Source organism: Streptomyces sp. CA-210063, from assembly GCF_024612015.1.
In the GTDB taxonomy this organism is placed as follows: domain Bacteria; phylum Actinomycetota; class Actinomycetes; order Streptomycetales; family Streptomycetaceae; genus Streptomyces.
The window spans coordinates 1681357-1705991 of sequence record NZ_CP102512.1; the positions used below are offsets into that span (position 1 = coordinate 1681357).

19 protein-coding genes and 2 pseudogenes are annotated in these 24635 nt (G+C 72.1%); 3 read left to right on the top strand and 18 right to left on the bottom strand.

All coding sequences use genetic code 11. From position 1 onward, the window contains the following. Positions 1–46 precede the first annotated feature (46 nt). Positions 47–2512 carry a protein kinase domain-containing protein gene (locus JIX56_RS07265; protein ID WP_306819829.1) on the top strand — a complete coding sequence of 822 codons (2466 nt, stop codon included), beginning with the start codon at positions 47–49 and terminating at the stop codon, positions 2510–2512. Between the two features lie 87 nt (positions 2513–2599). On the opposite strand, the gene JIX56_RS07270 is transcribed toward JIX56_RS07265, so the two are convergent. Continuing rightward, positions 2600–3151 carry a DUF3455 domain-containing protein gene (locus JIX56_RS07270; RefSeq protein ID WP_257537941.1) on the bottom strand — a complete coding sequence of 184 codons (552 nt, stop codon included), beginning with the start codon at positions 3149–3151 and terminating at the stop codon, positions 2600–2602. 410 nt (positions 3152–3561) lie between these two features. Between JIX56_RS07270 and JIX56_RS07275 the strand changes: the two genes are divergently transcribed. After that, on the top strand, positions 3562–4296 hold the full coding sequence (locus tag JIX56_RS07275) for an SIR2 family NAD-dependent protein deacylase (protein WP_257537942.1): 735 nt from the start codon (positions 3562–3564) through the stop codon (positions 4294–4296). 100 nt (positions 4297–4396) lie between these two features. Here the strand turns inward: JIX56_RS07275 and JIX56_RS07280 are convergent, their stop codons facing one another. The 15 genes and pseudogenes from JIX56_RS07280 to JIX56_RS07350 all read right to left on the bottom strand — a co-directional run bounded on the left by JIX56_RS07280 (position 4397) and on the right by JIX56_RS07350 (position 20998). After that, positions 4397–4888 (bottom strand): methylated-DNA--[protein]-cysteine S-methyltransferase, encoded by a 492-nt coding sequence (locus JIX56_RS07280; RefSeq protein WP_257537943.1) that lies wholly within the window; start codon positions 4886–4888, stop codon positions 4397–4399. 108 nt (positions 4889–4996) lie between these two features. After that, complete coding sequence (locus tag JIX56_RS07285) at positions 4997–6493, bottom strand: AlkA N-terminal domain-containing protein (protein ID WP_306819830.1); 1497 nt, start codon at positions 6491–6493, stop codon at positions 4997–4999. A 186-nt stretch (positions 6494–6679) separates the two neighbouring features. Next, complete coding sequence (locus tag JIX56_RS07290; protein ID WP_257537944.1) at positions 6680–7621, bottom strand: hypothetical protein; 942 nt, start codon at positions 7619–7621, stop codon at positions 6680–6682. 236 nt (positions 7622–7857) lie between these two features. Then, positions 7858–8376 (bottom strand): O-acetyl-ADP-ribose deacetylase, encoded by a 519-nt coding sequence (locus JIX56_RS07295; RefSeq protein ID WP_257537945.1) that lies wholly within the window; start codon positions 8374–8376, stop codon positions 7858–7860. A gap of 81 nt (positions 8377–8457) precedes the next feature. Further along, a complete protein-coding gene (locus tag JIX56_RS07300; protein ID WP_257537946.1) occupies positions 8458–9642 on the bottom strand; it encodes a cytochrome P450 in 1185 nt (394 codons plus the stop codon). Next, entirely contained in the window at positions 9639–11045 is a 1407-nt protein-coding gene (locus tag JIX56_RS07305; protein ID WP_257537947.1) for an alkaline phosphatase family protein, read from the bottom strand. Before JIX56_RS07305 ends, JIX56_RS07300 begins: the two co-directional genes overlap by 4 nt. Positions 11046–11115: 70 nt before the next feature. Beyond that, a pseudogene (locus JIX56_RS07310) lies at positions 11116–11829 on the bottom strand (metabolite traffic protein EboE); the annotation flags it as partial. A 53-nt stretch (positions 11830–11882) separates the two neighbouring features. Next, positions 11883–12506, bottom strand: a pseudogene (locus tag JIX56_RS07315) (EboA domain-containing protein); the annotation flags it as partial. An 80-nt stretch (positions 12507–12586) separates the two neighbouring features. Then, on the bottom strand, positions 12587–13435 hold the full coding sequence (locus tag JIX56_RS07320) for a sugar phosphate isomerase/epimerase family protein (RefSeq protein WP_257537948.1): 849 nt from the start codon (positions 13433–13435) through the stop codon (positions 12587–12589). A 33-nt stretch (positions 13436–13468) separates the two neighbouring features. After that, positions 13469–14578: an SCO3242 family prenyltransferase gene (locus JIX56_RS07325; RefSeq protein WP_257537949.1), complete on the bottom strand. Its 1110-nt coding sequence runs from the start codon at positions 14576–14578 to the stop codon at positions 13469–13471. Between the two features lie 142 nt (positions 14579–14720). Next, positions 14721–16133 (bottom strand): phytoene desaturase family protein, encoded by a 1413-nt coding sequence (locus JIX56_RS07330; RefSeq protein ID WP_257550774.1) that lies wholly within the window; start codon positions 16131–16133, stop codon positions 14721–14723. Positions 16134–16355: 222 nt separating this feature from the next. Continuing rightward, entirely contained in the window at positions 16356–17201 is an 846-nt protein-coding gene (locus tag JIX56_RS07335; protein WP_257537950.1) for an inositol monophosphatase family protein, read from the bottom strand. Between the two features lie 243 nt (positions 17202–17444). Beyond that, positions 17445–19343: a gamma-glutamyltransferase family protein gene (locus JIX56_RS07340; RefSeq protein WP_257537951.1), complete on the bottom strand. Its 1899-nt coding sequence runs from the start codon at positions 19341–19343 to the stop codon at positions 17445–17447. Between the two features lie 91 nt (positions 19344–19434). After that, positions 19435–20265 (bottom strand): class I SAM-dependent methyltransferase, encoded by an 831-nt coding sequence (locus JIX56_RS07345; RefSeq protein ID WP_257537952.1) that lies wholly within the window; start codon positions 20263–20265, stop codon positions 19435–19437. Between the two features lie 40 nt (positions 20266–20305). Then, positions 20306–20998 carry a DUF4232 domain-containing protein gene (locus JIX56_RS07350; RefSeq protein ID WP_257537953.1) on the bottom strand — a complete coding sequence of 231 codons (693 nt, stop codon included), beginning with the start codon at positions 20996–20998 and terminating at the stop codon, positions 20306–20308. Between the two features lie 170 nt (positions 20999–21168). Here JIX56_RS07350 and JIX56_RS07355 point away from each other — a divergent pair, with 170 nt between their 5' ends. Beyond that, positions 21169–21840 carry a hypothetical protein gene (locus tag JIX56_RS07355; protein ID WP_257550775.1) on the top strand — a complete coding sequence of 224 codons (672 nt, stop codon included), beginning with the start codon at positions 21169–21171 and terminating at the stop codon, positions 21838–21840. A gap of 39 nt (positions 21841–21879) precedes the next feature. Here the strand turns inward: JIX56_RS07355 and JIX56_RS07360 are convergent, their stop codons facing one another. Together JIX56_RS07360 and JIX56_RS07365 are read right to left on the bottom strand one after the other, a co-directional pair. Beyond that, positions 21880–23430, bottom strand: a complete 1551-nt coding sequence (locus JIX56_RS07360; RefSeq protein ID WP_257537954.1) for an NCS1 family nucleobase:cation symporter-1 — start codon at positions 23428–23430, stop codon at positions 21880–21882. 183 nt (positions 23431–23613) lie between these two features. After that, the gene (locus tag JIX56_RS07365; protein ID WP_257537955.1) at positions 23614–24633 is read right to left on the bottom strand and encodes a TIGR03842 family LLM class F420-dependent oxidoreductase; all 1020 of its coding nucleotides are present in this window, start codon (positions 24631–24633) and stop codon (positions 23614–23616) included. Positions 24634–24635 lie beyond the last annotated feature (2 nt).

A 24635-nucleotide genomic window follows, 5' to 3' on the forward strand; every position in this document is an offset into this window, starting at 1 on the left:
TGCGGGCCATTTCTCGCCCGTCCTCACCGAACAGGCAGCTGAGGTCATGGAACCACTGGGCTCAGACGATCCCGAGGAGCTAGGCCCCTACCGACTCGTGGCCCGGCTCGGCGCAGGAGGAATGGGACGGGTCTATCTCGCGCGGTCCCCGCAGGGGCGAACCCTCGCGGTCAAGGCCATCCGACCGGAGCTGATGGGGGACAAGAACTTCCGCATCCGCTTCCGCCGGGAGGTGGAGGCCGCCGGAGCGGTCGGCGGCAGATACACCGCGCCCGTGGTGGACGCCGACCCCGACGGCCCCATTCCCTGGCTGGCCACGGACTACATAGCCGGCCCCACCCTGGCCGAGGCGATCGCCGCGCACGGCCCGCTCCCGGTGGAGTCGGTGCTCGTGCTGGGCGCCGGCATCGCCGAGGCGCTGATCTCGGTGCAGGCCGCCGGGCTGGTGCACCGCGACCTCAAGCCGTCCAATGTGCTGCTCGCCGCCGACGGCCCCCGTGTCATCGACTTCGGCATCGTCCGGGCGAGCGACGGCTACGACCTCACCCGCTCCGGCGCCCTCTTCGGCTCCTTCGAGTACATGTGCCCCGAGCAGGCCACGGGTGAGCCGCTGGGCCCCGAGGGGGACGTCTTCTCGCTCGGCTCGGTGCTCACGTTCGCCGCGTCCGGGCACGCGCCGTTCAGCGGCACGGCGGCGGCCACGCTCCTCTACCAGGTCGTGCACAGCGCACCCGACCTGACGGGGGTGCCCGAGCCGTTGGACAAGATCATCAATCTCTGTCTCACCAAGGACCCCCGGCTGCGGATCACTCCCGACAAGCTGGCCGCGGCCTGCGCGCCCGGCGACGTGGAGCAGCTGACGGTGGACGGCTGGCTGCCCCCGTCGGTGGCCTCCTCGATCGCCCTCCGCGCGGCGGCGGTGAAGACCCTCGACATCAAGCCGATCGGCCGGGTCCCGTCCCCCTCGGCCGGGACGGCCCCCGCGCCGGACGCGTACGGGCAGGCCCAGGCTTCCCCTGGCTACGACACGGACCGGGCGGCGCCCGCCCAGGGCTATGGCCGAGCCGCTCAGGACTTCCCGCAGGACCGGGCCGCGTACGACTTCGAGCAGGAACAGGCCGCGTACGACGTCGACGGCGACCGGGCGCCCAGCGCCGCGGCGGCCCCGTCGACGTGCGACACCGGCCCCTACGACCGCTCCGGGCGCCCCGGCCACCGGGCCGAGGCGCCGACCGGCAGCGAGCCGCCGGCCCCGGAGCCCTACTCCGGTACGGAGCCGTATTCCGCCCCCGAGGAGGCGCGGCCGTACCGCGCCACCACCCCCGGCCATCGCCGCGCCGTGCCGCGGCCCGGACCGTCCCGGCGTACGGTCCTCACCGTGTCGGCCGGCGCCACCGCCACCGCCATCGGCGCCGCCGTGGTGCTCGGCCGGCGCACGAAGCCGGCCGCGCGGTCCACGGAGCCCGCGGGCCCGGCCCCGAAGCCGCTCTGGACCTACCGCGGCGGCCCGCTGCTCCAGGCACCGGCCGTCTTCAGCAACGGAACGGCCCTGGTGAAGACCCGCCCAGGTGACATGGTCTGCCTCGACCTCAAGGACGGCACCCGGCCCAAGTGGGTCTACGAGGGCATCAGCCAGTCCCCCACCCCGGCCGTACTGGCCTTCGACGCCGCCATCGCGCTCGGCGAGGGGGCGACGGTGATCGGGGTCGACCCGGTCGACGGGACGGAACGTTTCACCATCGACTTCGGGCCGGACTTCCGGTTCAACACGCTGCTCGGCGGCATCAACGACCGGGCCATCTCCGTCATCGGCGTCCGCCTCCGGCGCGAGTCCGACGCGCAGGGCGTCGCGACGTCCACGGACACGGTGTTCGGCGTCGACCTCGCGGCCCGCCGGGCCGAGATCATCCCCATCAGCCCGGAGGACGTGGGTATCCGACTGGCGCCGGTCATCCTCCGCGAGCTCTTCGTCTACGCCGACGGCCTGCGCAATGTCACGGCCCGCAACACCGAGGACTCCGGCGTCCTCTGGCGGCATCCCGTCGGCTACGACCTCCGGCCCGGCCTCGCCGCGCTCAACCGCACGGTGTTCGCCATCGGGCAGGAGCTGGAGGCCCTGAACGTCGCCGACGGCAAACTCCGCTGGCGGGTGAAGCCCGAGCGCGGCCAGTTCGCCTCGCTCGGCGCCTACGGCAACACGGTCTACGTCACCGGCACGGACCCCGCCGGCGTGTACGCCTTCAACGCCGGGACCGGCTCCCGCCGTTGGTTCTGCCCCACCCCGCGCCTCAACATCGACCAGCCGATCACCGCCGGCCCCGACGCCGTCTACGTCCCCGCCTACAAGAACAGGAACGGCTTCTACGCGATCGGCGCCGCCCGGGGCCGGCTCCTGTGGAACTTCACCGACGGCCTGGAGACCGGCGTCAACGACTGGCAGCTCGCCTGCGACCACTCCGGCGTCCTGGTCGCCCAGCACTACGACCGCACGTACGGCCTGCCTGCCCCCTGACACCGCCGGGCAGGGGCCCTCCGTATCGTCCATCGGCCGGAGGGCCCGTGCCGTCACTGGTCTGCGTGCCTGTCCCGCATCACTTGATCACTTGGCGGGCTTGTAGAAGGCGTAGGTGGCGGAGTAGGGGACGCTGACCTGGTCGGCGCCGGTGCAGGCGGCGGTGGGGGCGACGCCGCCGCGGGTGTTGAGGCGCTGGATGTAGGAGACGTTCGCGAAGACCCCGGTGCCGCGCGTGGTGGTGGACTGCAGGAGAAGCTCGGGGATGGTGCCCTCCTTGGCCGAGCTGGCGACGGCGGCGGCGTTCACGGCACTGCCGTCGACCGTGGACACCCAGACGGGGCCCCGGGAGTGGAGGGCGACGGTACGGCGGGAGCGGTCGTTCCTGTCCCAGAGGGTGGCGGCGGGCTCCAGCAGCTTCCAGGCCCCGTCGGTGCAGGTGTACGTCTGGACGCCTTCGGCCCGGAGGACTCCGGTGAGCCGGTTCCCGTCCGGGACCTTGAGTGCGGCGGGAGCGTCGACGCCGCCACGGGCGGGCTTCGCCTCCGCGGCCAGGCCGACCGGCGCGCTCGAGAGCGCGCCGGCGGTTACGGCGGCGACAGCGGTGGTGGTGAGGATGAGACGCTTGGCGAGCTTCATCGGGTGTGTCTCCAAGGGGATGTCCGAACAGGGTGTGGATGCCGCGGGTGCCCACTGCCCGCACAGGTGTCGTACGACCCCGTGCCGGGACCGACCGCGTGGCCGCCGAGCCACCGGCATGCGCACGGCCTGGGCTCGCTGCTCCGCACGAGTGGGAAGTATGGCCGAACCGGTCCCGGCTCCACCAGAGCCTGCGGGGCACATGAACAGGGCACACCGCCACGGGCTTCGGGGCGCCCGACGCGCCACCGGGGCAACCACACACGGCGGACCGTAGGGCGCGGCTGGGGTGGACCTTCCGGTCACGGGCGGAGGCTGCCCGGGGGCTCCGCGGCCATATCGTTCGGGACTCTGGGGACGACGAGGACGTCTGCTGGCCCGGCCGGCGGATGCGTCCTACTCTCGGGCCCATGACCAGGCCTCTCGTTGCCCTCCTCAGTGGCGCAGGTATCTCCACGGATTCGGGTATTCCCGACTATCGGGGCCCGAACGGGCTGTGGCGGCGGGATCCGGAGGCGGAGAAGCTCGTCACGTACGAGTACTACATGGCAGACCCGGAGATCCGGCGGCGCTCGTGGCAAATGCGGCGGCAGAACCGGACGCTGCTGGCGGAGCCGAACGTGGCGCACCGGGCGGTGGCCGAGCTGGAGCGGTCCGGGGTACCGGTGCGGGTGATCACGCAGAACGTGGACGGGCTGCACCAGCTCGCCGGGACGTCCGCCCGCAAGGTCCTGGAACTGCACGGCACCGCACGGGAGTTCGTCTGCACCGCATGCCACTCCCGCGGTCCGATGGAGGACGCCCTCGCCCGGGTCGAGGCCGGTGAGGACGATCCGCCGTGCCTGGAGTGCGGGGGCATCCTCAAGTCGGCCACCGTCATGTTCGGCGAACGGCTCGACCCGGTGGTGCTCGGCGAGGCCGTCGCGATCACCAAGGCCTGCCAGATCTTCATCGCCGTCGGCACCAGCCTCCAGGTCCAGCCCGCCGCCGGACTCGCCGGTGTCGCCGCCGACCACGGGGCGCGGCTGATCATCGTCAACGCCGAGCCGACCCCGTACGACGACCTGGCGGACGAGGTCGTACGGGAGCCGATCGGGACCGCGCTGCCGGAGGTGCTGCGCGGGATCGGTACCGCGAGCGCCTGAGCGGTCAGGCCACGGTCCCTCAGCCGACCCGGCGCACAGGGCCCTCGGAAGGGGGCTGTCAGAAGAGGGTCGTCAGAAGAGGGTTGCCAGAAGAGGACTGTCAGAAGAGGGCCGTCCCCCGTTCGAGGTCCAGCAGGCGCTGCTTGCGCTCCACGCCGCCGCCGTAACCGGTGAGGCTGCCGTCGGAGCCGACCACGCGGTGGCAGGGGACGATGATGCCGACGGGGTTCCTGCCGTTCGCCAGGCCGACCGCGCGGGACGCCTTGGGCTTGCCGAGGGCGTCGGCGAGATCGCCGTACGAGCGGGTCTCGCCGTAGGGGATCCGCACGAGCTGTTCCCAGACGGTGCGCTGGAACGGGGTGCCGTGCAGCCGCAGTTCAAGGGTGAACTCCTTCAAGTCACCCGCGAAATAGGCTTCCAGCTGTTCCTCCGGCTCGGCGAAGAGCGTGTCGTCGCGTACGCCGAAACTCTCCTCCGGCGGGCGGTGGCGTTGCCCGGTCATGTAGAGGCCGCACAGGACACCGTCGTCGGCGACGAGGGTGAGCGGACCGTAGGGACTGTCGATGACGGTGTGCCGCTTCTGCTGCTTCATGGGAGGTCCTTGAAAGATCGATCGGCCCTTGCATCGGCTCGTCCGAACCGGCTCGTCCGAAGTGACTCATCGGAACTGGCTCATCAGAACTGGCTCATCAGAACTGGCTCATACAGGCAGGAAGTTGATGGGATGGCTGTCCGTCGCCCACAGGTACTGGACCGCGTACGCCCGCCACGGCCGCCAGGCCGCCGCGCGGTCCGTGAGGGCGGCCGGAGTGGACGGGAGGCCCAACTCCTTTGCCGCGCGTCGGATTCCGAGGTCGCTGGGGAGGAAGGCGTCGGGGTCGCCGAGGGCGCGCATGGCGATGACGTCGACGGTCCAGGGGCCGAAGCCGGGGAGGGCGAGGAGACGGGCGCGGGTCTCCGCCCAGTCGCTGCCGACGCCCAAGTGCAGTTCACCGTCGGCGAGTTGCCGCACCAGCGTGGTGAAGGTGGTCCGGCGGGTGCGGGGCATCGCGAGGGTCTCGGGGTCGACGGCCGCCAGCGCCTCGGGGAGCGGGAAGAGATGGGTGAGGCCGCCCTCGGGGTCGTCGACGGGTTCGCCGTGCGCGGTGACCAGCCGGGCCGCGTGGGTGCGGGCGGCGGCCGTGGACACCTGCTGGCCGAGCACCGCCCGTACGGCGAACTCGGCCTCGTCGACGGTACGCGGCACCCGGCGCCCAGGCGCCTTGTCCACCAGCGGCGCGAGCACCGGGTCGGTGCGCAGCTGCTCGTCGACGGCGACCGGGTCGGCGTCCAGGTCGAGCATGCGCCGGCAGCGGCTGATGGCGACGGGCAGGTCGCGCAGATCGCTGAGGGTGAGGCGGCAGGCGATGTGGTCGGGCTCGGGCGTGAGGCCCACGATGCCGTGGCCGTACGGGAGGCGGAGCGTGCGCCGGTAGGCGCCGTCGCGCCACTCCTCCACGCCGGGTACGGCGGTGGCGGCGAGGTGACCGAAGAGATTGTCGGGGTTGAGCGGGGCCCGGAACGGCAGCCGCAGGCTCAACACCCCTGAGGTACCAGGGGAGTCCAAGCGCTGCCGGGCCGATCGCGTGGCCCGCTCGCGCAGCTCGCTCGGCGACAGCGCGAAGACCTCCCGCACCGTGTCGTTGAAGGTCCGGATCGACGCGAACCCGGCGGCGAACGCGATCTCCGCCATCGGCAGCGCGGTCGTCTCGACCAGTAGCCGCGCGGTCTGCGCCCGCTGCGCCCGGGCGAGCGCCAGCGGGCCCGCGCCCAGCTCGGCCAGCAGCTGCCGCTCGACCTGCCGGGTGCTGTAACCGAGCCGCCGCGCCAGCCCCGGCACGCCCTCCCGGTCCACCACCCCGTCCCCCACCAGTCTCATCGCCCGCGCCACCAGGTCCGCCCGCTGATCCCACTCCGGCGACCCGGGACTCGTGTCCGGCCGACACCGCTTGCACGCCCGGAACCCGGCCTGCTGACACGCCGCCGCGCTCGGATAGAACGTCATGTTCTCCGGCTTCGGCGGCACCACCGGACAGCTCGGCCGACAGTAGATCCGCGTGGTCAGCACCGCCGTGAAGAACCACCCGTCGAACCGCGCGTCCTTCGACCGCACGGCCCGCACACACCGCTCGACATCCGTGTACATCCCGTTCCGCATGACTCAAGCATCGGGTACGGGGAGGGGGCAGGGCTGGCAAGAATCCGACATCAAGACAGGGGTGACCTCGTGGGCCGCCGAGCCCTGGAGCACCTGAGGCTGAGGATCAGCGACGCGCCGGACGGCGACTGAGCCGCCCGGCGCCGGCTGAGGCCCCGGCCGGTGGGCGAAGGCCGGGGGTGGAGGTCACGTCGCCGGAAGCTTGGGCGTCAGGCCGCCGAGGAGGCCGCCGAGGAGGCCGGTGACCAGGCCGAGTACCGGCTGCAGGAGACCGGTGACGATGCCGAGGACCGGGGCGAGCAGGCCGGTGACCGCGCCCAGTACGGCGCCCAGGTCGAGCGAGGTCAACGCCTTGAGCAGGCCGTCGAGCGCGGACTGGAGCGCGGCCACCAGGTCCGCCACCGGGTCGGCCGCCACGGCGGCGCGGTCGGACGTGGCCGGGGCCGCCGCGTCCAGCTTCCGCAGCCGCTCCTGAACGGTGGCGTTGGCTGTCTTGAGGGCCTTGACGTGCCGGGCCGCCTCGGCCGCGTCGAGCTGGTCGGCGTCCAGCTCGACGATGGTGGTCAACTCGTCCAGCAGCGGGGCGAGTACGTCGTCCTGATCCATCCGGTCGAGCAGGTCCAGCTGGGTCAGCAATACGTCCGCGTCGCTTCCGGCGGCGTCGGTGTCCGTAACCGTGTCCGTGTCCGTGTCCGTGTCCGTGGCTGTGTCCGTGGCTGTGTCCGTGTCGGTGTCGGTGACTGTGTCCGTATCCGCGTCTGCGTCTGCGTCGATGTCCGCCAGCATCCCGTCCAGGTCGAGGTCGAGCTCCGCGAGGAATGCCTCCACTTCGGCTTCCTCCTTCGCGATGAGCGCGTCCACGTCGGCTTCCTCCTTCTCCAGGAGCGCGTCGATCTGCGCGTCCAGCGCGTCGAAGAAGTCGTCCAGATCGGCAACGGGGGCCGCGGCGAGCCTCGCCGCGGTGCGGTTCGAGGCGGTGCGGTTCGAGGCGGAGGGGTTCGAGGCGGAGGGGTTCGAGGCGGTTCGGCCCGCGTCGACGGCCGCGGTGGCGGTGCCGACCGGTCCGAAGACCAGGGCCCCGCAGACCAGGGGCGGCAGGAGAAGACCACGGGAGACGAGGGCGCGCATGCACGTTCCTTTCGAAGCTGCTGTCCTTTGCGCTCACCGTGGGAGGCGGCACGGCCCGCCGCAACCGATCACAGGGACGGGAGCCGGCCTGTCAACCTGCCACGCCGATGACGTTGACCAGGCGGTTTCGCCAGATGGACAGCTCCGCACGACTCCGTTCGACACGCTCCGGCCGTTCGTCCGTCAGAGTGCGCAAGCGCGCCACGCCGGGCAGCTTCCGGGGTTCCTCGGCGCCGTCAGCCGGCCTGCTCGGCGAAGGCCGCGAACGCCGCGTACGCCTCGTCGTCGAAGAGGACGAATCTGACCTCCTCGACCGAGGTCTCCGTGGCGCGTACGGACTCCACGGCGATGCGGGCGGCGTCCTCCATCGGCCAGCCGTAGATACCGGCGGAGACGGCCGGGAAGGCGACCGTGCGGGCGCCCAACTCATCGGCCACGCGCAGGGATTCGCGGTAGCAGGAGGCGAGGAGGGCGGAGCGGTCGAGGCTCTGGCTGTGGACGGGCCCCACCGTGTGGATCACCCAGCGCGCGTCCAGTTCGCCCGCCGTCGTGGCGACGGCCTGGCCCGTGGGCAGCCCCCTGCCGTAGTGAGAGGCACGGAGCTTTCGGCAGTCGGCCAGGATCGCGGGGCCGCCGCGCCGGTGGATCGCGCCGTCCACTCCTCCCCCGCCGAGGAGTGAGGAGTTCGCGGCGTTGACGATGGCGTCGACGGACTGCTGGGTGATGTCGCCCCGGACGAGGGTGATGGTGGTCATGCCCGCCTCTATATCAGCCGACGGGCCTCGTCGGCCCGCTGATTCACGGGCCTTGTCGGCCTGTGCCGATGCCGTGCCGGCCTACCAGCTCACCGGCAACGACCGCACCCCGTGGACCGTGGTCATCGTCAGCGCGAAGTCCTCCGGCGGTGCGGTCAGGCGCAGGCCCGGCAGGCGGTCGAAGAGGGCGGGCAGGCCGATCTGGAGTTCCGCGCGGGCGAGGGACTGGCCGATGCACTGGTGCAGTCCGTGGCCGAAGGCCAGATGGCCGGTGGTGCCCCGGCGGACGTCCAGTGCGTCGGGATCGGCGAACGCGGACGGGTCGCGGTTGGCGGCCTGGAGCGCCACGACGACGCCCTCCCCAGCCTGGATACGGACACCCGCGACGTCCACGTCCTCGGTGGCGATCCGCCGCAGCCCCGAGTGCGCGACGGTCAGATGGCGCAGCAACTCCTCGACCGCGCCGGGCCACAGGCCGGGATCCGCGCGCAGGGCGGCGAGCTGGTCGGGGTGGCTCAGCAGGGCCACGACCGCGAGCGGGAACATGTTCGCGGTCGTCTCGTGGCCCGCCACCAGCAGCAGCGAGGCGATGCCGACGGCCTCGGGCGCGCTCACCTCGCCGGTCGCCACCCGGTCCCGCGCGAGACGCGAGAGGAGATCGTCGGCGGGCTCCCGGGCCCGCCGGGCGAGCAGTTCGCCCAGGTACGTGTGGAGGGCCTTGCGGGCGGCCAGCATCTCCTTGGGTCCGGAGGCGAGACTGCTGAACGCCCTCGCCTGTCGCTGGAAGAAGTCGTGGTCCTCGTACGGCACCCCGAGCAGCTCGCAGATGGCGAGGGACGGCAGCGGCAGGGCGTACGACTCGACCAGGTCGGCGGTCGTGCCCCCGTCCGCCGTGATCGAGTCGAGCAGTTCCCCGCAGATCCGGGCGATGGCCGGCCGCAACTGCTCGATACGGCGGAAGGTGAAGTCGGGGATCAGTACGCGGCGCAGGCGGGTGTGGTCGGGCGGGTCCATCATGAAGAACTGGCCCGGTGCGCGCGGCGGCGACTGCGGCCGGAAGCCGGGGAAGCCGTCGCGGGTGGCGTCGGCGCTGAAGCGCGGGTCGGCGAGGACCGCGCGGGCGTCCTCATGCCGGGTGACCAGCCAGGGGCTGTTGTCGCCCCAGATCGTCACCCGCCGGATCGGTTCCTCGGCACGCCACTTGGCGTACTCGGGCGAGGGGTCGAGCAGCGGCCGCAGGGTCGGCAGGGGAGGGTGCGTCGTCATGCGGGCAGTCCTTCCTCGTCCTCGTCCAGTCCCGCGAGCCCCAGCAGCAGGGACTTGATCTCGGTGGCGGAGTAGGCCTCCCGGGTCAACTCGCTTGTGGAGCACAGCAGTACGGGACCGTCGTCCGGGTCGGCGGGCAGTCGGCCGTGGCTGCCGCTGACGCCGGCGGGGTCCAGCGGGACGGTGCTGATGCGGTAGCGGAAGCCCAACTTCTTGCGGGCGATCTGGCCGACCGCGCGGAGTTTCACGGCGGGGACGGTCTCGTCGTACAGCAGCTCGGCGGGGTCGTAGCCGGGCTTGCGGTGGATCTCGACCTGGCGGGCGAAGTCGGGGGCACGTTCGTCGTCGAGCCAGTAGTAGTACGTGAACCAGGCGTCGGGGTCGGCGACGGCGACCAGTTCACCGGAGCGTTCGTGGTCCAGGCCGTGGGCCGCCTTGCCGTCCGCGTCCAACACCTGTTCCACGCCGTCGAGTTCGGCCAGGAGCTTGGCGACCTCCGCCGTGTCGGCCGGGTCCCGTACGTAGACGTGGGCGACCTGGTGGTCGGCGACGGCGAAGGCCCGTGAGGTCCAGGGGTCGAGGTACTCCATGCCGTCCTGGGTGTGCACCTCCAGCAACCCCGCGCGGCGCAGGGAACGGTTGATGTCCACCGGGCGGGAGACGGGCGTGATGCCGTACTCGCTGAGGGCCACCACCGTGGCACCCTCGCTCAGGAAGTGGTCGATCAACGGGCCTAGCGCGTCGTCGAGTTGGCGGGCGGCGCGGATCGTGGCCGGTGAGTCGGGGCCGGATCGCTGGGGTTCGTAGTCGAGTTGGGGGATGTAGACGAGGGTGAGGTCCGGGTCGTGTTCGTCGAAGACCTGGCGGGCGGCGCCGAGGATCCACTGGGTGGAGGGCATTCCGGCGTTGGGGCCCCAGTAGGTGAACAGGGGGAACGGGCCCAGCCGGTCGGTGAGTTCGTCGTGCAGGGACGGCGGCCAGGTGTAGCAGTCGGGTTCCTTGCGGCCGTCCGAGTAGTAGACCGGGCGTGGGGTGACGGTGAGGTCGACGTCCGCGCCCATCGCGTACCACCAGCAGATGTTGGCGACCTTGTAGTCGGGGGCGGATCTGCGGGCCGTCTCCCAGATCTTCTCGCCGCCGACGAGCGCGTTGTGCTGGCGCCACAGCAGTACTTCGCCGAGGTCCCGGAAGTACCAGCCGTTGCCCACCGCGCCGTGCCCGGAGGGCGGTTGACCGGTGAGGAACGTGGACTGGACCGTGCAGGTCACGGCGGGCAGTACGGGGTCGAGCCGGGCCCGGAAGCCGCGCTCGCCGAGGGCGGCCACCGCGGGCATGTGCCGGAGCAGTTTGGGGGTGAGGCCGACGATGTCGAGGACGACGAGCCGGGTGGGTCGGGTGCTCATTGCTGGTTCTCCTTGAGGCCGATTCGAGTGCTCACCGGCTGTTGCCCCGGGGGTGACATTCGGATGCTCGTCACCGGTCCTCCTTGAGGCCGAGGCCGGTCAACCGTTCGCGCGCCCAGGCGAGTTCTGCGGCGATGCCGCCGGGCAGGTCGGCGGGCGGTTCGGGGAGGACGGACCATGTGTAGGTCTCGACCTCGATGTGGTCGCAGTCGGCCACGGCCCCGCCGAGCAGTCCGGCCAGGACGCGGCCGAGCTGGTCGGCGGTGGTGCGCAGCGGCGGTTCGGGGTCGGCGTGCAGCGGGGCGTGGAAGTGGACGCGCCAGGGACCGGTGTCGGTGGGCAGACCGCCGTCCAGCGCGTCCGGGAGATCGTCGACCCCGCGGACTCCGGCCGCTGTCGGGGTGCGTGTCTGGTGCAGGAAGCGGGGTTCGACGAAGCGGCCCAGTGCCGCCCGGGTCGCCGGGTCGGCCGGCTCTGCGGCCTCGACCGCGCAGGACGCCTGGAGTTTGACGACGGGCAGCCCGGCGTCCGCGAGGCGGCGCAGGGCCGCGCCTGGCTCCTCGAACTGTACGGCGAGATGGCAGGCGTCGAGGCAGACGCCGAGCCGTTCGGGGTCGAGGCCGCGCAGCTCCCGTACGGCCTGGGCGGTGGTCTCCACGACACAGCCGGGCTCCGGTTCGAAACCGACCCGGACACGGCGGCCGGTGTCCGACTCACGGCGGCACCGGTCTCGATGGAGAGCTTGTCGGTGAGGTGGTCGACGGCGGGGAAGGCGCGGACGACGGGCCAGATGTCCGCCGGTACGTCCCGTCCTGCGGCGACCCGCTCATGCGCGAAGTCGGCGAGCATACGGGCGAGTTCGCCGTCGGCGCGGGTGTCGAGCCCGCAGATCCGGTCCAGCGGGATCTCGGAGAAGACGCACTTCAGTACGGCCTGCCGGTACTCGGCGTCCGGAAGGCGGGCGGCGCCGTACGGGCCGAGGGCGGCCTCGATGAGGCCGTTGTCGTTGCCGCGCAGGGCTTCGCGGACGAGTCGCAGGGCGAGTTCACCGAGCGGGGCCCGCACGTCGTCGCCGGCCTCGGAGTCGGCGAACAGGGGCAGGGCCCGCAGTACGGCCCGCTGTTCGGCCGGGTCGCCGTGGCGGAAGAGGCCCGCCAGTTCGTCGGCGAGCGGCTGCCCGCCCAGTGGCAGCGCGGTGAGCAGAACGGCTCGGGCCGCCTCGTCGACGGTCCAGAACGCGTCCAGCCGCGCCCGCCCGCAGCGTCTTCGGGCGGCGGGGAACAGGGTGCGTACGGCGGCGGGCCGGTCGGCGATGCGGGCCACGGCCTCGTCGAGCCAGGCGCGGGCGGCCGCGTCCAGGGCGTGGCGGGAGAGGAGGGTTCGGGGGTCGGAGAGTTCGTGGGGCTCGGAGAGTTCGGCGGGCTCGGCGAGCTCGGCGAGCGGTACTCCGGTGGAAACCATGACGGAACAACCTCCTGATGAGGCTGGAGGACCGGACAGGATGGTGGTGGGGGTACGGAGGTGTGGGGGTGTGGGGTCGGTCAGGCCGTCGCCGCGCGGAGGAAGTCCAGCGAGCGGCGGGCCACTTCGGGGGCGTCGAGGGAACCGCCCTGGATCTCCACGGAGACCAGTCCGCGGTGGTCGAGGTCCTGGAGGGCGGCGAGCACGGGCGGGAAGTCGATCTCGCCGGTGCCGAATTCGAGGTGCTGGTGGACGCCCCGCCGCATGTCCTCGATCTGCACGTTCAGCAGGCGCGGGGCGGCGAGGCGGACACACTCCAGCACGGTCCGGTCCTCCACGCAGTGCGCGTGCCCGACATCGAGGGTGATCCCGAACAGCTCGTGCCCGCCGACCATCTCGGCGAGTTCCAGGCACCGCTCCACGGTGTCGACGAACATGTACGGCTCGGGCTCGAAGGCCAGCGACACGCCGTACTCCCCCGCCGTCTCCAGGACCGACTCGACACCCGCGACGAGCCGCTTCCACGCGTCCCGCTCCGGCAGTCCGTCGTCCGGAGCCGGGCCGCTGCACAGATGGACGGTGGGCGAGCCGACGTCGGCGGCGATGCGGACGGCCCGCCGCAGCAGGTCGGTCCTGCGCTCGGCCCCGTCCGACATGAGCGTCGGGTGGTGCTTGCCCCAGGGGTCGAGGAGGTAGGGCGCGCCGGTCTCGACGGTCACATCGAGCCTGTGCCGGGCCAGTTCCCGGGCGACCGCGGCCACCTGCCGGGGCAGGTCGTCCGCGTACGGGTCGAGGTGGCCGTGGTCGAGGGTGAGCGCGACGCCGTCGTAGCCGAGGTCGGCGAGGACCGCGAGGACATCGCTGAGCCGGTGGTTGGTGAAGCCGTTGGTGCCGTAGCCGAATCTGAGGGGGGTGGGGGGAGGGTTCATTCCGGCGCTGCTCCTGCGGGGGTCTGTGCTGGTTCAGGTGGGGGAGATGCGCCGGGCGAGCCGTCGCGCGAGGGGGTGCACGACACCCAGGGCCGCCGCCGCGGCCGTGGCCCCGCTCCGTGCGGTCAACGCCGCCTGCAGGGGCACCAGCCCGAGAATCCCGGCCCCGACGGCCCGCCGTACGTTCTCACCCGATGGCTCGCGTACGGCACGGGCCTGGGCCGTGCCGTAGCTGCCGAGGTAGGCGAGGGCCCCGGCGGCGACCACCGCGGCCCGGGCGGCAGCGCCCTGAGGGGGCGCGGGGCTGTATCGAATTGCGGCTCCGCCGCGGGGCGCGACCGGCCACGACGGCGCCGTGGACGGCTGACGACACAGCGCGGCACTTCCGGCGGAGCGCTTGGCGGCGGTGTCCCCGGTGCGCTCCGAGCGGCGCCCCGCGTAGGCGACAGCCGTGCGGACGGCCGGGAGTGCCGTGGCGAGGGCGGTGGCAGTGGAGGCGGCGAGGGTCGCGGCCGGCAGCCGGGCGGGGGCGCCGGAGATCTCGTGGCGGCTGAGAGCGGTCAGGGTGTAGGTGTGGGCGCCGACGAGTGCGGCGGGGAGGGCGCCGCGCCACAGGGCGGTGCCGGTTCCGGTCGTACGGCCAGGCCCCCGTCCGCCGGCCAGGGCGCCCGCGAGGACGTCGAGGGCGCGCGCGGCGGCCATGGCGGCCGGGCCCGCCGGGGTGGACTTGAGTTTCAGGTCGTACGCCCAGACGGCGCCTGCCAGCGGGAGCGCTCCCAGAAGGCTCCGACGGCCCCCGGAGACGGCTGCTAGCGCGAGACCCCCGGCGGTCAGGGTGCCCGCGACGGCGAGGGCGGTGCGACGCGGGACCCGGCCCGACGGGACGGGGCGCTCGGGGCGCTCTACCGCGTCGATCGTGGCGTCGGCGTAGTCGTTGAGGGCCATGCCGGCCCAGTAGAGGCAGACGGACGAGCCCATCACACCGAACGTCCGCACACCCAGGGGGTGCCCGGCGGCAGCGGCGCCCGCAAGCACGTCGCCCGGGACGCTCAACGCGGCCGGTGCCCGGACGAGTTGTGCGAGGTCGGCGAGGCCCACGGCAGGCCGTGAGCCGGAGCGCAGTACCGCTTCCCGATCTTTCATGGCGGCAACCTACCCACATGACTTGAACATTCACATGGAGAAGTAGTGAAGACCTTTGTCGATTTGTGACTTTGTCTTACCAGCCGATGAAACCTCTCGAGAGCACTTGACCACTACTGCGCCCTTGATCGTCCGAAAACCGTCAGAGTTCCTGCCGCAGCCTCCGCCACACCGCCTTGGCCGCGTTGTGTCCCGACATGCCGTGCACACCCGGGCCCGGCGGGGTCGCCGAGGAGCAGATGAAGACGGCCGGATGCGGGGTGTGGTACGGGAAGAGCGAGAGCTTGGGGCGCAGCAGCAACTGCAGTCCGGACGCGGCGCCGCAGGCGATGTCGCCGCCGACGTAGTTCGCGTTGTGCGCGGCGAGTTCGGGCGGGCCGGCGGTGGCGCGGGCGAGGACGCGGTCGCGGAACCCCGGGGCGAACCGCTCCAGTTGCCGCTCGACGGCGTCCGTGAGGTCCCCTCTCCAGCCGTTCGGCACATGACCGTACGCCCAGAAGACGTGCTTGCCCTCCGGCGCCCGGCTGGGATCGACCAGGCTGGGCTGCACGGTGATCAGGAACGGCGCGTCGGGCGCCCGCCCGTGCCGGGACGCCGCGTCGAGCGCCGCGCCGATCTCCGCCTTGCTCGCCCCGACCTGGACGGTGCCGGCGCCGCGCGCCTCCTTGGCGGTCCACGGCACGGGGCCGTCCAGCGCGTAGTCCAGCTTGAAGACACTGGCGCCGTACCGGTACGGCTCGTAATAACGCCCGAAGCCCGCGATCCGGGCCAGCGCGGTGGGCGAGGTGTCGAAGACGTACGCGCGGGCGGGCGGCAGGTCGTCGAGGCGCTTGACCTCGTAGTCGGTGTGGACGGTGCCGCCGAGGTCCTCCAGATACGCGGTGAGCGCGTCGGAGATGGCCTGCGAGCCGCCCCGGGCGACCGGCCAGCCGGCGGCGTGCGCGGCCAGCGCGAAGACCAGGCCGACGGCACTGGTGGCGAGGCCGCCGAGCGGGGCGATGACATGGGCGACGAGCCCGGCGAACAGCGCCTTGGCCCGCTCGTCCTTGAAGCGGCGCATCAGCCATGTCGAGGGCGGCAGCCCCATGAGGCCGAACCGGGCGAGGGTGACCGGGTCGCGGGGCAGCGCCGACAGCGGCAGCGACATGAAGTCCCGGGCGAGGGTGTCCCACTTGGGCAGGAACGGCTCGACCAGCCTGCGGTACGTGCCCGCGTCACGCGGCCCGAACGAGGCGGCCGTCTCCCCCACCGAGCGCGACAGCACGGCCGCCGAACCGTCGAGGAAGGGGTGCGCCATGGGCAGCTCGGCGTGCAGCCACTCCAGGCCGTAACGGTGGAGCGGCATCGCCTTGAACGCGGGCGAGTTGACGCCGAGCGGGTGCGCGGCCGAGCACGGGTCGTGGCGGAAGCCGGGCAGGGTCAGCTCCGCGGTGCGGGCGCCCCCTCCCACGGTGTCCTTCGCCTCGAACACGGCCACGGAGAACCCGCGGCGGGCCAGCTCCACGGCAGCCGTCAGGCCGTTCGGCCCCGCCCCCACCACCACCGCGTCGAGCATCGACGGCACGTCCGGACCCCTTCGTCAGCCGATGGCCACCAAGGTCCGCCGACGGGAATCCCCGCCCGCCGACAGACCTGCGCTCAGGATATGCCCGGCCACCGACAGGCCCGGGCAAGGGTACGCCCCGCCGACGGACGCGCCCGTTCCGCTCCGACCCCGGACAGCTGGGAGATGCCCCGGCCGCCCGAGCCGACAGGACGACGCGCCCCGGCCCTCGGGTCAGGCTCCGCCCGACAGCAATCCCGCCACCCGGCGGGCCGTGGCCGCGTCCCGGGCGGCGGTGAAGGGCAGTGCGTTGCCGCCGGTTATACGGAAGGGCTCGCCGGTCAGGGTGAGATGGGCGCCGCCCGCCTCCTCGACGAGGAGCAGGCCGGCCGCGTGGTCCCAGGCGGCCTCCCAGGAGAACGCCGTGGCGTCCAACCGGCCCTCGGCGACGGCGAGATACTCCAGCCCGGCCGAACCACAGGCACGCGGGGCGACGCCGTCCGTCCAGAGGTCCAGGAGGGCCGCCTTCTGCTCCTCCGTGGTGTAGTCCGGGTGGGAGGTGGCGATGTCGAGGTCACGGCCGGGGTCGGGCGAGCCGGCGCGCAGGGGCTCGCCGTCGAGGGTGGCCCCCTGGCCGCGGATCGCCACGGCGATCCGGTCGAGCGCGGGCGCGTACGTCCAGGAGGCGCGCAGGACTCCGCCCTGGGCGAGGGCGACGAGCGTGCAGAAGCCGGGCTCGCCGCGCACGAACTGCCGGGTGCCGTCCACCGGGTCGACGATCCACACGGGCGCCTCGCCCTGGATCGCCTCGTACGACAGCGGGTTGGCGTGCACGGCCTCCTCGCCGACCACGACCGAGCCGGGCAGCAGCGCGGCGAGCGCCTCCGTCAGATACAGCTCGGCCTTGCGGTCGGCGTCGGTCACCAGGTCGTGCGGGCCGCTCTTCTGGTCGATCTCGTGTGCGGCGAGCTGCCGGAAGCGCGGCATGATCTCCGCGGCGGCGGCCTTGCGGATCGCTTCCTCGACGTCCGAGGCGTGCCGGGCGAGAAACTCGTCGATGGTTTCGCTGTCTTCGATCATGCCTCCATGACAGCACGCGGCACTGACAATCCTCACCCGTCCGGTGTATTCGGTATGGAATCGCCATGAATACCCAGGGCGGGCGGGCATCTGGTACAGGAGTGGCCCCGCCGGGCGACCGGACAAGGGCCACTCGGCTCACACCCGCCACTCGGCACACACCCGCCGCTCGGCACACACCCGCCGCTCGGCACACACCCGCCCCTCGGCTCGGCCCGCACCCGCCCTCGGCCCGCTGCCCTCTCAGCGTCCGACCGCGTACCCCTGCATCCCCCGTGGGTTCGCCGCCGCCGACAGCACCCCGGTCTCCGGGTCCCGGGCGACCGCACACAGTCGGCCCTCGGACCAGGCCTCGCCGACGGTGACGTCGTGGCCGCGCCGACGCAGCTCCGCGACCACCTCCGGGGGCATACGGGACTCGACAGTGACACTGCCGGGGCGCATACCGCGCGGGTAGAAGGAGCCGGGGAAGCCGTCGTTGTGCCAGTTCGGGGCGTCGATCGCACCCTGGAGGTCCAAGCCGCCCCGGATCGGCGCGCGGAGGGCGACGGCGAGGAAGAAGTGCAGCTGCCACTGGTCCTGCTGGTCGCCGCCTGGTGTGCCGAAGGCCATGACCGGCACGCCGTCGCGCAGCGCCAGCGACGGGGTGAGCGTGGTGCGCGGCCGACGGCCCGGGGTGAGCGAGTTGGGCAGCCCCTCGTCCAGCCAGGCCATCTGCAGGCGGGTGCCGAGCGGGAAGCCCAGCTCGGGCACCACCGGGTTGGACTGCAGCCAGCCCCCACTGGGCGTGGCCGCGACCATGTTGCCCCAGCGGTCGACGATGTCGAGGTGGCAGGTGTCGCCCCGCGTGCCCCCGTCCGCCGCGACCTCGGGCTCCCCCGGCACCGGCGACCGCGGACTCTTGGCGACGGTGGGCTCACCGACTCCTCCGAGCCCCTTCGCGACGGTCGGCTCACCCACTCCCCCGAGCCCCCTCGCGACCGTGGGCTCACCGGCGCCCAAGGGGTTGTGGCCCGGCTCTTCCGCGGCCACCACGCGTGCGTGGGCGCTCAGTCTCGGGGCGCGACCGCCGGGGCCGCCGGGCCGCAGCTCCCGCGACGCCGTCTCGTCGACGAGCGCCCGCCGCGCGGCGTTGTACTCGTCGGACAGCAGCTCGGCGAGCGGCACCGGCGCGGCGTCCCCGTACCAGGCCTCCCGGTCGGCCATGGCGAGCTTGCAGCCCTCGACGAGGAGGTGCACGTACTCGGCGGACCCGTACGGGGGCAGTTCGGGCGGCAGCAGGGCGAGTTGCTGGAGGAGCACGGGGCCCTGGCTCCAGGGGCCCGCCTTGCACAGGGTCCAGCCGTTCCAGTCGTACGTCGCCGGGGCCTCGTAGGACGCGGACCAGGCGGCGAGGTCGGACATGGCGAGTGTCCCGGTGTGGTGTTCGCCGCTGGTGTCCAGGGTGGGCCGCCCGGCCTGCCGGACGAGGGCCTCGGCGATGAACCCGGAGCGCCACACCTCGCGCGCCGCCTCGATCCGGGCCTGCCGGTCCCCCGCCCCCTCGACCTCGGCGAGCAGCCGCCGCCAGGTCGCGGCGAGGGACGGATTGCGGAACAACTCGCCGGGGCGAGGCGACCGTCCCTGCGGCAGATACACCTCCGCCGACGAGACCCACTCCTTCTCGAAGAGGTCACGCACGGACTCGACCGTCGCCCCCACGTTCTCCACGGGCGCGTGTCCGTCCTCCGCGTACCCGATGGCGTACTTCAGGACGTCGGCCAGGTCCTTGGTGCCGTGGTCGCGCAGCAGGAGCATCCACGCGTCGAACGCACCCGGCACGGCCGCCGCCAGAGGCCCCGTACCGGGTACGAGCTCCAGACCGAGCCCCCGATAGTGCCCGATCGACGCCCCGGCGGGCGCGACGCCCTGCCCGCACAGCACCCGGACCTCGCCGTCCGCCGGGGCGAGGACGATCGGCACCTCGCCGGCGGGCCCGTTGAGGTGCGGTTCCACGACGTGCAGGACGAAGCCCGCCGCCACGGCCGCGTCGAACGCGTTGCCGCCGTCCTCCAGGACGGCCATCGCGCACTGCGACGCCAGCCAGTGCGTGGAGGACACCATGCCGAAGGTCCCCTGGAGCGTCGGTCGAGTGGTGAACACGGGTGGACTCCTCACTGCGCGACGGGCGTTCGATGATCGTACGCAGCGCGCGGGAAGCTCCCTCAGCGACGACCGCCCACCGACGGCTCCCTCAAGGACGCCGGCCCGCCGTCAGCACATGCCCGCTCGCCCCCAACAGGGACGGCTCCGACTCGATCCGCCGGGTCGCCGCCAGCACGGCCTCCCGACGCTCCGGTTCGTCCAGCCACTCCTCGACGCCGCCCATCAGCCAAGCGACGCCCTCGACCCCGTACTGTCCCTCGTACGCGAGCCCCGCCTCGGTGAACTCGACCGGCACCTCGGCCGGGTCGGCGAAGTAGGCGGTGGTGAAGTGCGGGTCGGCCGACGAGTACCGGTGTCTGCCGTCGGCCGAGACCTCGTCGACGCGCGTCCGTCGCTCCGGTATGAAGTAATTCCCTTGCCGGAGCGTGTCGTTGAGGCCCGCGAACCGGTTGATCGTAGCCGCGACGACCACCCCACCCGGGCGGACGGCCCGATATGCCTCCGTCAACGCCCCTACCCGGTCGGGGCGTTCGGGCAAGTGGTAGAGCGGCCCGAGGAGGAGCACGACGTCGTACGTGGCGTTCTCGGCGGGCAGCGCGCGGGCGTCCCCGAGCCGGGCGGTGACCCCGGGCAGCCGCCCGGACCACTCCACGTGCATCGGCACGGGGTCGACGACCTCGACCTCGTATCCGTCCCGAGCCAGCCACTCGGCGTGGATGCCGGTGCCGCCGCCGACGTCGAGCACCCGCGCGGGAGCCGACGGCAGCAGCCTCCGCAGGATGTCCTGGGTGCGCCAGAACTCCAGGCGTCCGGCACCCTGTCTGAGACGTACTTCCTCCCCTCCCCGCTCGTAATAGGCGAGGATCTCCACGGGCAGGGGCGGGGGGTCGGTCTCGGTGGCGGACGGTGACTGGGTCATTCCCCAAGGGTGCTGATCAGGGCGAGACCCCCGCAACCACTTATCTGTCGTCGACGACCTTCTCCCACGCCGTCACGCCGATGCGTCCGGTGTTGCCGAGGTCGATGCCGCCGTCGACAGTGAGCACTTCCGCGGGCTCGCCCTTCGCCGGGACGAGCCGCAGATACGGGGCGTTGACGGCGGGAGTGTTCACCTCGGTGACCGTGTTGCGCCAGACCAGCGAGGTCCTGGCCTGCTTGCCGGGCCGGACGGTCACCGTGTGCGGACCGGGGTCCGGCACACCGGTGGTGATCTCCTCCGGGCCTTCGAGGACGCTCGTGTCGATGACGTCGTGGTCCTCGTCGAGGACCTGGAGCGAGGGGTAGCCGTTGAGGGTGTACGGCTTCGTTCCGCAGTTCGTGAGGGTCACGCTCATCGCCCGCAGCCCCATCGCGGGCTCCACGGGACCGGGCAGCATCCGCACCCCGGAGGCCGGGCAGGCTGCCGTCGGATCGAACGACGGGACCCCTGTCGGATCCGCCCCCAACTCCGCCTCCGCCGCTTCCGGCGGCTCCGGGAGCCGCAGCCCTTCGGCCGGATCCGTCCCCGCCGACGACGCCGTGACCGAGGGCACCGCGCGGTCGGGGTTGCGCTCGCGGTCCAGTTCCTCCGAGAGTCCGCAGCCGCCGACGGCCAGCGTCAGTGCCGCCAGGAGGGCCGCGCGGGAGGCCGTACGGCCGGGTATCGGGATCATGAGCCGATCCTGACACGGACTCGGCGCGGAAGCCGTGACTCCGCGCGTGTGAGGCTCAGTCACCGCGTATGCACGGAGCGAGTTCGTACTTTCGCCCCACAGGTAGCCGTGTGACACTGGCATACCCCACCGCCCGGCGGTACCGCCGCCTCGACCCCGAGAAGTGCGCTGTGCGTGATCTCCCTCTGCCGCTCGCCCTCACCGCGCGTCTGCTGCCGGTCGCCGTACTCGCCTGTGCGGGCTGGGCGTTGTCGTCCGGTCCGCAGGCCGCGAGCCCGGCCGGGGAGGACTCCGCGAAGGACACCGCGTCGGGGCCCGTCTCGACCTCCGAGTCCGCGCCGTCGACTTCGGCCGCGTCCCGGACGTACACGAAGGCGCCCTCGCCCTGTTCCGGCATCACGACGAAAACGGTCAAATCCCTTGTTCCGGGCGCGAAGACGGCCGGCAAGGAGATCGCGTCGACCGACGAGTCCGTGCGCCGTACCTGTTCCTGGAACGCGCTCAAGGGCTTCGACTACCGCTGGCTCGACGTCTCGTACGAGATTCAGGAAACGGACGACAAGGCGGAAACCTCCTACAAGAACCGTGTCACGGAGCAGAGCGGCGGCGGGGCCGTCCCCGGTCTCGGTGACGCGGCCTACTCGGTGGTGAACCTCACCACCGAGAAGAAGCAGCAGACCCGCGAGGGCGTCGTGTACGTCCGCGTGTCCAACGCCCTGGTGGTCGTCACGTACAACGGCAGTGACTTCGAGTCGCAGAAGGCGCCCAGTACGGACGAGATCAACAAGGGCGCCATCAAGGCGGCGAAAGAGGCGGTGGCCGTGCTGGAGGACGCCCGGTAAGGGGTACGTCTCTCCGGCACGGCCACCGGCCCACTCCGCTCAGGGGGTCGTGGCACGCTCCTTGTGGCCGGCCATCAGCGCCACGTACAGCAGCATGGACGCGGCCAGGCCCACCGCCCAGCCGTAGTCGGCGAGCGGCTTGAGGAACGGGATGATGCCGTCGGCCGGGAACGGACCCGACGAGACGCCGTCCGCGGACACGGTCGAGTACGAACCGCCGACCGCGAGGACGCCACCGACCACGAAGGCCACGATCGCGCGCCAGTTCCAGCCGTTGGAGTACCAGTAGCGGCCGCCGGGCGTGTACAGGTCCGCGAGGTGCAGAACGGTACGGCGGATGATCCAGTAGTCGGCGATGAGGATGCCCGCGACCGTGCCGAGCAGACCGCCGACCACGCCGAGCCAGGTGAAGATGTAGAACTCGGGCGTGGAGATCAGCTTCCACGGGAAGATCAGGACGCCGACGACACCCGTGATCAGCGCGCCCGTACGGAAGTTGATGAGCTTCGGGGCGAGGTTCGCCAGGTCGTACGCCGGTGAGACCACGTTCGCCGCGATGTTCACGGAGATGGTGGCGACCAGCACGGTGATCAGGGCGAAGAGGAGCCCGAAGACGTTGTCGGCCTTGGCGGCCAGCGTGACCGGGTCCCAGATGGCCTCGCCGTAGACGACCTCGGAGCCGGAGGTGACCAGCACGGCGAGGACGGCGAAGAGGGTCATCGTGGTGGGCAGGCCGAGGGACTGGCCCCAGGTCTGCGCCTTCTGGCTGGCGCCGAAGCGGGTGAAGTCGGGGATGTTCAGGGAGAGCGTGGCCCAGAAGCCGATCATGCCCATGAGGGACGGGAAGAAGACCGGCCAGAAGTCGGGGCCCCAGCCGAGCTTGGAGGGCTGGTCGAGGAGCGCGCCGAAGCCGTCGGCCTTGACCGCGATCCAGATCAGCAGCACGAGCGCGCCGACGATCACGAAGGGCGCGGCCCAGTTCTCGAAGTGCCGCAGGAAGTCCATACCGCGGTAGATGATCGCGATCTGCAGCGCCCAGAAGAGGACGAAGCAGAGCCACAGCGGCCACGGGTTGCCCGCGATCTTCCCCGCGTTCTCCCACTCACCGCCGGTGAGCTTGGAGCCGAGCGCGAAGATGCCGGAGCCGCCGATCCACGTCTGGATGCCGAACCAGCCGCAGGCCACGGCCGCGCGGATCAGCGCCGGGATGTTGGCGCCGCGCAGACCGAAGGAGGCGCGGGCGAGCACCGGGAAGGGGATGCCGTACTTGGGTCCCGCGTGCCCGGTGGCCAGCATCGGCAGCAGCACGATGATGTTGGCCAGGGCGATGGTGAAGACGGCCTGCTTCCAGTCCATGCCGAGGGCGACCAGGCCGGAGGCCAGGGTCCAGCTGGGGATGCAGTGGGCCATGGAGATCCACAGCGCCGCGAAGTTGTACGTCGTCCACTTGCGCTCGGAGACGGGTACGGGGCGCAGGTCCTCGTTGGCGAAGGGGCTGTCGGCGGGGAAGGCCCCGGGCGCGAGCTCGATCCGGCCGGAGGAGTCGGCGGACTGGGCTATCGGCGACCCCGTGGGGACTGTTTCGGTCATGGGCAGGCCAATCAAGGAGGCGGGACGGGAAAGAAAGGCCGTGCGGAGGCCTTGGGCCCCTTCCCTCCGGGACGGCGGAAGGAAGGGAGTCAAGGTGTGGGGGGTCGGCGAGTGGAGCGGTTGGTTCCGGATCAGTGCGGTGGCGGGATTCTTACAGTCGCCGGCCTGGGCCGGGAACCCGGGTCAGCCGTTGAGCGCCGGGATGACCGTCGAGCCGTACACGTCGATCACCCGCTCCTGCGCGTCGTGCATGTCGTACACGGCGAACTGGTCGACACCCAGCGCGCGCAGTGCGTTGAGCTTCTCGATGTGCATCTCGGGGGTGCCGATGACGCAGAACCGGTCGACGATCTCGTCCGGCACGAACTGGGTGTCGGGGTTGTCGGCGCGCCCGTGGTGGGAGTAGTCGTACCCCTCGCGGGCCTTGATGTAGTCCGTCAGCTCCTCCGGTACGGCCGCGGAGTGCTCGCCGTACTTCGACACCAGGTCGGCCACGTGGTTGCCGACCATCCCGCCGAACCACCGGCACTGCTCGCGCGCGTGGGCCAGCGCCTCGGGCGAGTCGTCCTCGGTGACGTACGCGGGGGCGGCCACGCAGATCTTCACCTCGGACGGGTCGCGCCCGGCGGCCACGGCCGCGTCCTTGACCGCCTTGACCATGTACTCGGTCAGATAGAGGTCGGACAGCTGGAGGATGAAGCCGTCGGCCTCCTCGCCGGTCATCTTCAGGGCCTTGGGGCCGTACGCGGCCATCCAGACCGGCAGTTCGGCGTCCTCCTTGATCCAGGGGAACCTGACGACCGTGCCGCCGAGGTCGGCCTCCTGGCCCGAGCCGAGCGCGCGGATGACCTTCATGGCCTGGCTGATCCGGGCCAGCGTGTTCGGGGTGCGCCCGGCGACGCGCATCGCGGAGTCGCCGCGGCCGATGCCGCACACCGTGCGGTTGCCGAACATGTCGTTGAGCGTGGCGAAGGTCGAGGCGGTGACCTCCCAGGTGCGGGTGCCCGGGTTGGTGACCATCGGGCCGACCGTCAGCTTCGTGGTACTGGAGAGGATCTGGCTGTAGATGACGAACGGCTCCTGCCACAGCACGGCGGAGTCGAAGGTCCAGCCGTAGGTGAAGCCGTTGTTCTCGGCGCGCTTCATCAGCTCGATGACACGCGAGGCCGGTGGGTCGGTCTGCAGGACGAGTCCGAAGTCCATCT

Excerpts from the sequence above, each read along its gene's own strand:
- JIX56_RS07265 (WP_306819829.1), top strand. The coding sequence starts at position 47 with ATGGAACCACTGGGCTCAGACGATCCCGAGGAGCTAGGCCCCTACCGA.
- JIX56_RS07270 (WP_257537941.1), bottom strand. The coding sequence starts at position 3,151 with ATGAAGCTCGCCAAGCGTCTCATCCTCACCACCACCGCTGTCGCCGCC.
- JIX56_RS07275 (WP_257537942.1), top strand. The coding sequence starts at position 3,562 with ATGACCAGGCCTCTCGTTGCCCTCCTCAGTGGCGCAGGTATCTCCACG.
- JIX56_RS07280 (WP_257537943.1), bottom strand. The coding sequence starts at position 4,888 with ATGAAGCAGCAGAAGCGGCACACCGTCATCGACAGTCCCTACGGTCCG.
- JIX56_RS07285 (WP_306819830.1), bottom strand. The coding sequence starts at position 6,493 with ATGCGGAACGGGATGTACACGGATGTCGAGCGGTGTGTGCGGGCCGTG.
- JIX56_RS07290 (WP_257537944.1), bottom strand. The coding sequence starts at position 7,621 with ATGCGCGCCCTCGTCTCCCGTGGTCTTCTCCTGCCGCCCCTGGTCTGC.
- JIX56_RS07295 (WP_257537945.1), bottom strand. The coding sequence starts at position 8,376 with ATGACCACCATCACCCTCGTCCGGGGCGACATCACCCAGCAGTCCGTC.
- JIX56_RS07300 (WP_257537946.1), bottom strand. The coding sequence starts at position 9,642 with ATGACGACGCACCCTCCCCTGCCGACCCTGCGGCCGCTGCTCGACCCC.
- JIX56_RS07305 (WP_257537947.1), bottom strand. The coding sequence starts at position 11,045 with ATGAGCACCCGACCCACCCGGCTCGTCGTCCTCGACATCGTCGGCCTC.
- JIX56_RS07320 (WP_257537948.1), bottom strand. The coding sequence starts at position 13,435 with ATGAACCCTCCCCCCACCCCCCTCAGATTCGGCTACGGCACCAACGGC.
- JIX56_RS07325 (WP_257537949.1), bottom strand. The coding sequence starts at position 14,578 with ATGAAAGATCGGGAAGCGGTACTGCGCTCCGGCTCACGGCCTGCCGTG.
- JIX56_RS07330 (WP_257550774.1), bottom strand. The coding sequence starts at position 16,133 with ATGCTCGACGCGGTGGTGGTGGGGGCGGGGCCGAACGGCCTGACGGCT.
- JIX56_RS07335 (WP_257537950.1), bottom strand. The coding sequence starts at position 17,201 with ATGATCGAAGACAGCGAAACCATCGACGAGTTTCTCGCCCGGCACGCC.
- JIX56_RS07345 (WP_257537952.1), bottom strand. The coding sequence starts at position 20,265 with ATGACCCAGTCACCGTCCGCCACCGAGACCGACCCCCCGCCCCTGCCC.
- JIX56_RS07350 (WP_257537953.1), bottom strand. The coding sequence starts at position 20,998 with ATGATCCCGATACCCGGCCGTACGGCCTCCCGCGCGGCCCTCCTGGCG.
- JIX56_RS07360 (WP_257537954.1), bottom strand. The coding sequence starts at position 23,430 with ATGACCGAAACAGTCCCCACGGGGTCGCCGATAGCCCAGTCCGCCGAC.
- JIX56_RS07365 (WP_257537955.1), bottom strand. The coding sequence starts at position 24,633 with ATGGACTTCGGACTCGTCCTGCAGACCGACCCACCGGCCTCGCGTGTC.